We start from the raw sequence: 8327 nt of genomic DNA, 5'->3' as shown, positions 1-8327 counted from the left end.
CACTCTCTGAGGCTTTCCTCCGGGCTTTTCCCTTCGGTCTTGCGTTTCCGACTCTATCAGACTCTTTCGTGTCCGATTCCCGGTCGAAGCGGGGCCGCTTTCCAGTTCCACGCTCTCGCGCTTCCCTTTCCAGCGAGTCCAACCTTACCAGATTCTTTTCTCACCGTTTCCGGTTCGAATTTGAATTCCGGTGGCCTTTGGAGTGGCCTTGCCTTTCGGCGTGTTCACTACATTAGCCGATTTCCTTGGCGACTCATAATCGAGTCGATAAGGTCGAATTATGGCATGCCAAATTCGCACCCGTCAGGGTGAATCGTAGGTAGTGGTTGGCCACTTCAGGATGCTCGGGCGATCCAATGGAGCGCACCGAAAGCAGTGCCCGTTTCAAGCGGCTCGGACTATATTAGGTGGCTCCCAAGGGCGAGTCAAGTTGCGCGGCGGCGTGGCACATGGGCCCTGTACGGGCTCACCGTGGGGTCTCCGTCGATCCAGAAGCGCCAGGGGTGAGTGGCCCCGTCACCGCCCACTCCGGTGCGCGGACCGTTGCGCACCTGGTCGTGGGGTGGAGGGGAGCCGTGCAGGAGGAACAGCGGGGCATCGGGGTGTGCGACGGCGTCGGTGCCGTTCAGGGCGCGGTCGACGTCGAGCGCGGTAGCCAGTCGGGCCGGGCCTTTGGCCAGTTCCTTGTCATTGCGGGCCGAGAGTCGACGTTTGCGGGTGAGGTCGGCACCGACCTGAATGTCGCCGGCCCGGAGCAGGACTCCGGATGCCTTGCCCTCCGGGCCGCACACCAGGTTCAGGCAGTGCCACATTCCATAGGTGAAGTACACGTAGGCGTGACCGGGTGGCCCGTACATGACGCTGTTGCGTGGGGTGCGGCCTCTGAACGCATGCGATCCAGGGTCGATCTCGCCCGCGTAGGCCTCCACCTCGGTGAGGCGCAGCTCGATGGAGCCTTCGGGGGTGCTGCGTACCAGGGTGCGGCCCAGGAGGTCGGGTGCCACGTCCAGTACGGGGCGGTCGAAGAAGTCGCGTGTCAGCGGGGTACGGTCCAGGCCCTCGATCATGGCGTTCGAGGTTACCTGGAACCGACCACGGTCGTGACGCGTATCTAAGGGGTGCCCCGTAACCCCTCAGGGGTCAGGACCAAGGAGGAGCAAACATGGGCTTCAAGCGGCTGCTCGCGAGCATGGGTGCCGGTGGTGCCTCGGTGGAGACCGAGCTGACCGAACTCAATGTCGTACCGGGTGGGGTCGTCCAGGGCGAGGTCCGGATCCAGGGCGGATCCGTCGAGCAGCGCATCGAGGGACTCTCCGTGGGGCTGCAGGCCCGGGTCGAGGTCGAGGGCCAGGACACCGAGACCAAGCAGGACATCGAGTTCACCACGCTTCGGCTCGGTGGCGCGTTCGAGGTGCAGGCCGGTGCCGTGCACGTCGTGCCGTTCGGGCTCGAAATTCCCTGGGAGACGCCGATCACGATGTTCGCCGGTCACCATCTGCACGGCATGAACATCGGTGTGACCACGGAGCTGGAGATCGCGCGGGCGCTGGACTCGAGCGACCTGGACCCGATCAATGTGCACCCGTTGCCGGCCCAGCAGGCCATTCTCGACGCCTTCGGGCAGCTCGGTTTCGGCTTCCGCAGCGCGGACATGGAGCGCGGCCACATTCGCGGTACGCGCCAGCGGCTGCCGTTCTACCAGGAGATCGAGTTCTTCCCGCCGCAGCAGTACCGCGGGCTGAACCAGGTGGAGCTGACGTTCGTCGCGGACGACCGCGAGATGGACGTCGTACTGGAGATGGACAAGAAGTCCGGGCTCTTCAGCGAGGGCAGCGACTCGTACCGCACGTTCAAGGTCGGGCTGAACGACTTCCGGGGGACCGACTGGGCGGCGTACCTCAATCAGTGGCTCGCCGAGGTCGGCGGCCGGCGCAACTGGCTCTAAGGGCTGTCCCGTGATCCGCGGTGGAGCAGCGCGCGGCGTCGGATGCGGTGCATCGCAAGGCGGAGGGACGTCCGCATACCGGATGTATGTGGACGTTCCGACAACGCGGCGAGGTGCCGTAGCCGTCGTCGCGTGCCCGCCGGGGATCACGGGACAGCCCTTAGGGTCGGTGGAAGACCTGCTGACAGCAGTAGAGCGATCAGGAGAGGTGCTGACGTGACCGAGCCGAAGAGGGCGCCGCTGCCGCACGACTTCCATCCCGAGGTGCCGTCCTTCACGGTGGTGAGCGAGGACCTCGCCCCCGGTGCCGTTCTGGCGGACGCCCAGGTGTTCGCGGCCGGTAACACCTCGCCGCAGCTGCGGTGGGAGGGGTTCCCGGCCGGAACCAAGAGCTTCGCCGTGACCTGCTTCGATCCGGACGCTCCGACCGGCAGCGGATTCTGGCACTGGGTGGTCTTCGACATCCCGGCCTCGGTCACGGAGCTGCCGACGGGTGCGGGCAGCGGGACGTTCGAGGGGCTGCCCGCCGGTGCCGTACAGGTCCGTAACGACTACGGGTCGAAGGAGTTCGGCGGCGCGGCACCGCCGGCCGGGGAGAACCACCGCTATGTCTTCACCGTGTATGCGGTGGACAGCGAGAAGCTGGGTGTCGACAGTGATGTGTCGCCCGCGGTCGTCGGATTCAATCTGCGGTTCCGCACGCTGGGACGTGCCCAGCTGATCGGTGAGTACACAGGTCCCGCCTGATACCGGTGAGCCGAGAATTCTCCCGCTGTTCGCCCTGCCCTGGTCCTGGAGAGATCAGGGCAGGGCATTTTTTATTGCGTTGTCCATCACGGCCCGCCCGGCCAGAGTTGATCCGGGCCTGCCAGGGGGCGGGCGGCACACGGGAGGTGGGCGAGATGCGGGACACGCTGGTACTGAACGCGAGCTTCGAGCCGCTGTCGACGGTGACGCTGAACCGTGCGGTGGTGCTGATTCTGCAGGACAAGGCCGTCGTCGAGCAGTCGCATCCCGATCTCCGCATGCGTGGCGCCGCCGTGGACATTCCGGTGCCCCGGGTGATCAGGCTCTGCCGGTACGTACGGGTGCCGTTCCGAAGACAGGCCCCGTGGTCCAGAAGGGGTGTGCTGATACGGGACCAGCATCGGTGCGCGTACTGCGGGCGGCGGGCGAGCACCGTCGACCACGTGGTGCCGCGTGCCCAGGGTGGTCAGGACACCTGGCTCAACACCGTGGCGTCCTGCGCGGAGGACAATCACCGCAAGGCGGCCCGGACCCCGGAACAGGCGGGGATGCCGCTGCTGAAGCAGCCCTTCGTGCCGTCTCCGGCGGAGGCGATGCTGCTGGCGATGGGAGCCGGTGAGCGGTCGGCGCTGCCTGAGTGGCTGGACCGTACCGCGGCCTGAGGGCTGTCCCGTACGCATCCTGTCGTACCGGAAGCCCGTCTCCTCGCGGAGGCGGGCTTCGGGCTTCCGTGGGTCAGCGGAGCAGCAGTTGGACGATGGCGGCCGTGCCGACCACGACGATGAGGACGCGCAGCACGACCGGACTGAGGCGGCGGCCGACCTTGGCGCCTATCTGACCGCCGAGCGCGGAGCCGACCGCGATCAGCACGACGGCCGTCCAGTCGAAGTCCGCGACGAAGAGGAAGAAGAGCGCGGCGATGCTGTTGACGACGGCTGCCAGGACGTTCTTGACGGCGTTGAGGCGCTGCATCGTGTCGTCGAGCAGCATGCCCATCAGGGAGAGGTAGATGATCCCCTGGGCGGCGGTGAAGTAGCCCCCGTAGACGCTGGCGAGCATCAGTCCGAAGACGAGGAGCGGGCCGCCGTCGGGGCGGGCGGTGGTGCCGGTGTGTGCCCGTCGGCGCTGGACGGCATTGCTGATGCGGGGTTGCAGGATGACCAGGACGAGGGCCAGGGCCACGAGGATCGGCACGATCGTCTCGAACGCCGTGGACGGCAGGGCCAGCAGGAGGGTGGCACCGGTGAGGCCGCCGATCAGCGCACCGACGGCGAGCTTGAGGACGCGGCGCCCCTGCCCGGCGAGTTCCTCGCGGTAGCCGATGGCGCCGCTGATCGAACCCGGGATCAGGCCGAGGGCGTTGGAGACGGTGGCGGTCACCGGGGGCAGGCCGGTGGCGAGCAGTACGGGAAAGGTGATCAGCGTTCCCGATCCGACGATCGTGTTGATCGTGCCCGCGCTGATGCCCGCGGCGAAGACGGCGAGCATCTCCCAGGTGGTCATGGCGAATCCCCCGTGCATGATCGGTGCTTGGTGCATTGATCATGCACGAGGGCGTGTACGCGTCAGTCGACCGGGGGTTGTTCCCGGCGTTCCTTGCCGGTGTCGAAGCCGGGGGCGCCGGAGCCGAGGTTGCCGAAGGCCCCGCTGAGGCCCTTGAGCGCGTCGCCGATCTCGCTGGGCACGATCCAGAGCTTGTTGGCATCGCCTTCGGCGATCTTCGGGAGCATCTGGAGGTACTGGTACGAGAGAAGCTTCTGGTCCGGGTCGCCGGCGTGGATGGACTCGAAGACCGTGCGGATGGCCTGGGCCTCGCCCTCCGCGCGCAGGGCCGATGCCTTGGCCTCACCTTCGGCGCGCAGGATCGCGGACTGCTTCTCGCCTTCGGCGGTGAGGATCGCGGACTGCCGGGTTCCTTCGGCCTGGAGGATCGCGGCGCGCTTGTCACGGTCGGCGCGCATCTGCTTCTCCATCGAGTCCTGGATGGAGGTGGGCGGTTCGATCGCCTTGAGTTCGACGCGGTTGACCCGGATCCCCCACTTGCCGGTCGCCTCGTCGAGGACTCCGCGGAGGGCTGCGTTGATCTCCTCTCGGGAGGTCAGGGTCCGCTCCAGGTCCATGCCGCCGATGATGTTGCGGAGGGTGGTGACGGTGAGCTGCTCGATCGCCTGGATGTAGCTGGCGACCTCGTAGGTCGCGGCCCTCGCGTCGGTCACCTGGTAATAGATGACGGTGTCGATGTTGACGACCAGGTTGTCCTGGGTGATCACCGGCTGGGGCGGGAACGGGACGACCTGTTCGCGGAGGTCGATGCGGTTCCTGATGGAGTCGATGAATGGAACGACGATGTTCAGGCCCGCGTTGAGCGTGCGGGTGTAGCGGCCGAAGCGCTCCACGATGGCGGCGCTGGCCTGTGGGATGACCTGGATCGTCTTGATCAGGGCGATGAAGACGAGCACCACCAGAATGATCAGAACGATGATGATCGGTTGCATCGTGTTCCTCGTTGCCCTTCGGTTGCCGACGGATCGCGATGATCGAGGTCGAGTTCGCGGGAGGGGCCGTACGGCTCGACGGCCCCGATCTCATGATGATCGACTTCGAGTCTGACAGAACGTGCGCTGTCGTGTGGGTGGTTCGGTCACATGACGACTGCTGTGGCTCCGTCGATGTCGACGACATCGACCTGTTGGCCCGGATCGAAGCTCTGGTCCCCGTCGAGTGCGCGGGCGGACCAGATCTCTCCGGCGAGTTTGATCCGGCCGCCGTCGGCGTCGACCCGCTCCAGGACGACTGCCTGACGGCCTTTCAGCGCCTCTATGCCGGTGGCGAGTTGAGGCCGGTCCGCGCGGTGTCTGGTGGCGATCGGGCGCACCACGGCGATGAGCGCCACGGAGACCACGACGAAGACCAGCACCTGGGCCACGATGCCGCCGCCGAGTGCCGCGACGACCGCCGCGGCGACCGCCCCGACGGCGAACATGCCGAATTCGGGCATCGCGGTCAGGACGAGCGGGATGCCCAGTCCCACTGCGCCGATCAGCCACCACACCCACGCTTCGATGTCCACGTGGTCATGGTAGGACCGCGGGTGCCCTCGCGGACAGGGTGCGGCCGGACGGGCGCGACGTCGCCCGTGGGGACCGTCGGCCGGCCGTACCGGGCCGTGCCGTCGGACCACCGTCCGCCGTGCGACGAGGCGGCCCGGGGTCTTTCGTTCGGATCAGGCCGGTCCGGCACGATCCGGACGAGAGGCCCTAAGGGCTGTCCCGTGATCCGCGGTGGATCAGCGCGCGGCGTCGGATGCGGTGCATCGCAAGGCGGAGGGGCGTCCGCATACCGGATGTATGTGGACGTTCCGACAACGCGGCGAGGTGCCGTAGCTGTCGTCGCGTGCCCGCCTGGGGTTACGGGACGGCCCTTAGGAGAGCGGGAGTCCGTGGGCCGTGTAACGGTCGCCGGTGTGCTCGACGACGAGCGGCAGACCGAAGCAGAGGGAGAGGTTGCGGGAGGTGAGCTCGGTCTCCATGGGACCGGCGGCGAGCACCTTGCCCTGGCGGATCATCAGGACGTGGGTGAAGCCGGGGGCGATCTCCTCGACATGGTGGGTGACCATGATCATGGAGGGGGCGTACGGGTCACGGGCCAGTCGGCCGAGGCGGCGGACCAGGTCCTCGCGGCCACCGAGGTCGAGTCCCGCGGCCGGCTCGTCCAGGAGCAGCAGTTCGGGGTCGGTCATCATGGCGCGGGCGATCAGGGTGCGCTTGCGCTCGCCCTCGGAAAGGGTGCCGAACTTGCGGTCGAGGTACTCCGTCATGCCGAGCCGGTCGAGGAAGGCGCGGGCACGCTCCTCGTCGACGGCTTCGTAGTTCTCGTGCCAGGTGGCGGTCATGCCGTACGCGGCGGTGAGCACCGTCTGCAGGACGGTCTGGCGCCTGGGCAGCTTCTCGGCCATGGCGATGCCCGCGATGCCGATGCGGGGGCGGAGCTCGAAGACGTCGGTGCCGACGCCGCCGAGTTGTTCGCCGAGGATCCTGGCGGTGCCGGTGCTCGGGAAGAGGTAGCTGGACGCGATGTTGAGGAGGGTGGTCTTGCCGGCGCCGTTCGGGCCGAGGATGACCCAGCGCTCCCCTTCCTTGACCTGCCACGAGACGTCGTCCACCAGAGCGCGTCCGTCTCGGACCACGGATACGTCCACCAGCTCCAGTACATCGCTCATGGCGCGTTGTCTCCCCATGCAGTGTCGAGATCGTCGCGTGCCTGTGGGCACAGCTCCCAGGGAAATCTACGCCACCGCGGTAACACCGCAGGCGCTGGGCCCGTATGACGACAGGCCCCCGCTCCGTTCCCTAGGCTGTTGCCATGCTTTCGGAACCACGCTCAGGACTGCTGGCCGCTTGGGGAAACGCACTTCTCGCGGGACTCGTGTCCCCGGACGACGCGGTGCTCGCCATCGTCGGGGAGGACGCGGTGCACCGTGTGGAGGGACTGCCGGGTGAGGCGGGGCCGGTGGGGCTCACGCTGGCGCTCGGACGGCTGCGGGGTCTGGGGGTGACCGGCTTCCGGGTCGCGCTGCCGGCTCCCGGGCATCCGCTGGGGCTGAGCGGTCCCCCGGACTTCAACGCGCGGGCGTTGGAGGCCGAGGAGGCGGTGGTCGCCGTCGGTGCGCCGTACGGGCTGGTGCCCGAGGTGCGTGAGGTCGGCCCGGAGGGGGATCTGCACGTCGAGGTGGTGTGGCGTTGCCTGCCGGTGCGGGAGGCGCCGCCGGCCGATGTGCCGTCGCTGGGTGAGGCGGAACGGGAGCTGGCCGAGGCGTTGCGGGATGCGACGGCGGTGCTGTCGCGGCTGGACGTGGCCGGTTCCGGGCCGGTGGCGGAGGCGGCGGTGGATGCGTACCGGGCGCGGGTGGAGCGGGGGCGCGAGGTGCTGGCACCGGGGTATCCGCCGCGGGCGGTGCGGGTGCTGGAGCTGGCGCAGCGCGTCGGGCTGCTGATCTCGGTGGCGTACGAGAACGGGCACGGCGGGGCGGTGAGCGCGTCGGAGATCGCGGCCCGGGGGGAGGCGCTGCGGCCGGTGGAGCGGGTTGCTCGGCGGGCGCAGGTCGCCGCGTACAACGCTTATGTGGAGGAGCAGGAGCGCAGGCGGTAGGGCTGGGAGGCCCGGCCGGAGCGCTGTGCGCCCGATGCCCGGGCCGGGCGGACGGGCCGCGTGCGCCCGAGCGGGCTTCCGATGTCGCCGCCGGGGATGCCGCCGGACGGGCTCGACGCGCCCGTCCGGCGGCACAGGGCGGTGAGGCCGGTCAGCCGTTCAGGCCGTGGTTGCCGAAGGCCGGGTTGAGCAGGCCGATCACGTTGACGGTGTTGCCGACCACGTTCACCGGGACGTGTACCGGGACCTGGACGACATTGCCGCTGACCACGCCCGGGGAGCGGGTCGCGGCGCCGTGGGCGCCCGCGCCGTGGCCGGCGGCGGAGGCCGCGCCGGCACCGGCGGCGATGAGTCCACCGGCGATCGCGGTGACGGCAGCGGCCTTCTTCAGGTTCTTCACTTCAGGATCCTCCGAGGCGTTCTCCAGGGTGCTGCGGCGGGGGGGCGCCCGCCCCCGGGGTACGCCGCGGGGGCGAACGGGGTGGGG

At 68.6% G+C, this 8327-nt stretch carries 10 protein-coding genes; 4 read left to right on the top strand and 6 right to left on the bottom strand.

Annotated features, from left to right (window positions below; translation table 11 throughout):
* Positions 1 to 425 precede the first annotated feature (425 nt).
* On the bottom strand, positions 426 to 1067 hold the full coding sequence (locus ACIQCZ_RS23730; RefSeq protein ID WP_402284670.1) for a DNA-3-methyladenine glycosylase: 642 nt from the start codon (positions 1065 to 1067) through the stop codon (positions 426 to 428).
* Between the two features lie 95 nt (positions 1068 to 1162).
* Between ACIQCZ_RS23730 and ACIQCZ_RS23725 the strand changes: the two genes are divergently transcribed.
* The 3 genes from ACIQCZ_RS23725 to ACIQCZ_RS23715 all read left to right on the top strand — a co-directional run bounded on the left by ACIQCZ_RS23725 (position 1163) and on the right by ACIQCZ_RS23715 (position 3354).
* On the top strand, positions 1163 to 1945 hold the full coding sequence (locus ACIQCZ_RS23725; protein WP_402284669.1) for a sporulation protein: 783 nt from the start codon (positions 1163 to 1165) through the stop codon (positions 1943 to 1945).
* Positions 1946 to 2161: 216 nt separating this feature from the next.
* Positions 2162 to 2692, top strand: a complete 531-nt coding sequence (locus tag ACIQCZ_RS23720) for a YbhB/YbcL family Raf kinase inhibitor-like protein (RefSeq protein ID WP_402284668.1) — start codon at positions 2162 to 2164, stop codon at positions 2690 to 2692.
* Between the two features lie 155 nt (positions 2693 to 2847).
* Positions 2848 to 3354, top strand: a complete 507-nt coding sequence (locus tag ACIQCZ_RS23715) for an HNH endonuclease (protein ID WP_376282601.1) — start codon at positions 2848 to 2850, stop codon at positions 3352 to 3354.
* A gap of 73 nt (positions 3355 to 3427) precedes the next feature.
* On the opposite strand, the gene ACIQCZ_RS23710 is transcribed toward ACIQCZ_RS23715, so the two are convergent.
* The 4 genes from ACIQCZ_RS23710 to ACIQCZ_RS23695 form a co-directional block, all read right to left on the bottom strand.
* The gene (locus tag ACIQCZ_RS23710; RefSeq protein WP_402284667.1) at positions 3428 to 4195 is read right to left on the bottom strand and encodes a sulfite exporter TauE/SafE family protein; all 768 of its coding nucleotides are present in this window, start codon (positions 4193 to 4195) and stop codon (positions 3428 to 3430) included.
* A gap of 62 nt (positions 4196 to 4257) precedes the next feature.
* The gene (locus ACIQCZ_RS23705; RefSeq protein WP_356480082.1) at positions 4258 to 5187 is read right to left on the bottom strand and encodes an SPFH domain-containing protein; all 930 of its coding nucleotides are present in this window, start codon (positions 5185 to 5187) and stop codon (positions 4258 to 4260) included.
* A gap of 146 nt (positions 5188 to 5333) precedes the next feature.
* Positions 5334 to 5762 carry an NfeD family protein gene (locus tag ACIQCZ_RS23700; RefSeq protein ID WP_402284666.1) on the bottom strand — a complete coding sequence of 143 codons (429 nt, stop codon included), beginning with the start codon at positions 5760 to 5762 and terminating at the stop codon, positions 5334 to 5336.
* A 351-nt stretch (positions 5763 to 6113) separates the two neighbouring features.
* Positions 6114 to 6911, bottom strand: coding sequence for an ABC transporter ATP-binding protein (locus tag ACIQCZ_RS23695; protein WP_376222850.1), 798 nt, complete (start codon positions 6909 to 6911; stop codon positions 6114 to 6116).
* A gap of 143 nt (positions 6912 to 7054) precedes the next feature.
* Here ACIQCZ_RS23695 and ACIQCZ_RS23690 point away from each other — a divergent pair, with 143 nt between their 5' ends.
* Complete coding sequence (locus ACIQCZ_RS23690; RefSeq protein WP_402284665.1) at positions 7055 to 7840, top strand: hypothetical protein; 786 nt, start codon at positions 7055 to 7057, stop codon at positions 7838 to 7840.
* Positions 7841 to 7991: 151 nt separating this feature from the next.
* Here ACIQCZ_RS23690 and ACIQCZ_RS23685 read toward each other — a convergent pair whose 3' ends face one another.
* Positions 7992 to 8240, bottom strand: a complete 249-nt coding sequence (locus ACIQCZ_RS23685) for a chaplin family protein (RefSeq protein ID WP_402284691.1) — start codon at positions 8238 to 8240, stop codon at positions 7992 to 7994.
* Between the last annotated feature and the right edge of the window lie 87 nt (positions 8241 to 8327).

Source organism: Streptomyces sp. NPDC093149, from assembly GCF_044754145.1.
Taxonomy (GTDB): domain Bacteria; phylum Actinomycetota; class Actinomycetes; order Streptomycetales; family Streptomycetaceae; genus Streptomyces.
The sequence above is the reverse complement of the archived record's forward strand: the minus strand, read 5'-3'. Positions and strand labels throughout refer to the sequence as shown.

Excerpts from the sequence above, each read along its gene's own strand:
- ACIQCZ_RS23730 (WP_402284670.1), bottom strand. The coding sequence starts at position 1,067 with ATGATCGAGGGCCTGGACCGTACCCCGCTGACACGCGACTTCTTCGAC.
- ACIQCZ_RS23725 (WP_402284669.1), top strand. The coding sequence starts at position 1,163 with ATGGGCTTCAAGCGGCTGCTCGCGAGCATGGGTGCCGGTGGTGCCTCG.
- ACIQCZ_RS23715 (WP_376282601.1), top strand. The coding sequence starts at position 2,848 with ATGCGGGACACGCTGGTACTGAACGCGAGCTTCGAGCCGCTGTCGACG.
- ACIQCZ_RS23710 (WP_402284667.1), bottom strand. The coding sequence starts at position 4,195 with ATGACCACCTGGGAGATGCTCGCCGTCTTCGCCGCGGGCATCAGCGCG.
- ACIQCZ_RS23705 (WP_356480082.1), bottom strand. The coding sequence starts at position 5,187 with ATGCAACCGATCATCATCGTTCTGATCATTCTGGTGGTGCTCGTCTTC.
- ACIQCZ_RS23695 (WP_376222850.1), bottom strand. The coding sequence starts at position 6,911 with ATGAGCGATGTACTGGAGCTGGTGGACGTATCCGTGGTCCGAGACGGA.
- ACIQCZ_RS23690 (WP_402284665.1), top strand. The coding sequence starts at position 7,055 with ATGCTTTCGGAACCACGCTCAGGACTGCTGGCCGCTTGGGGAAACGCA.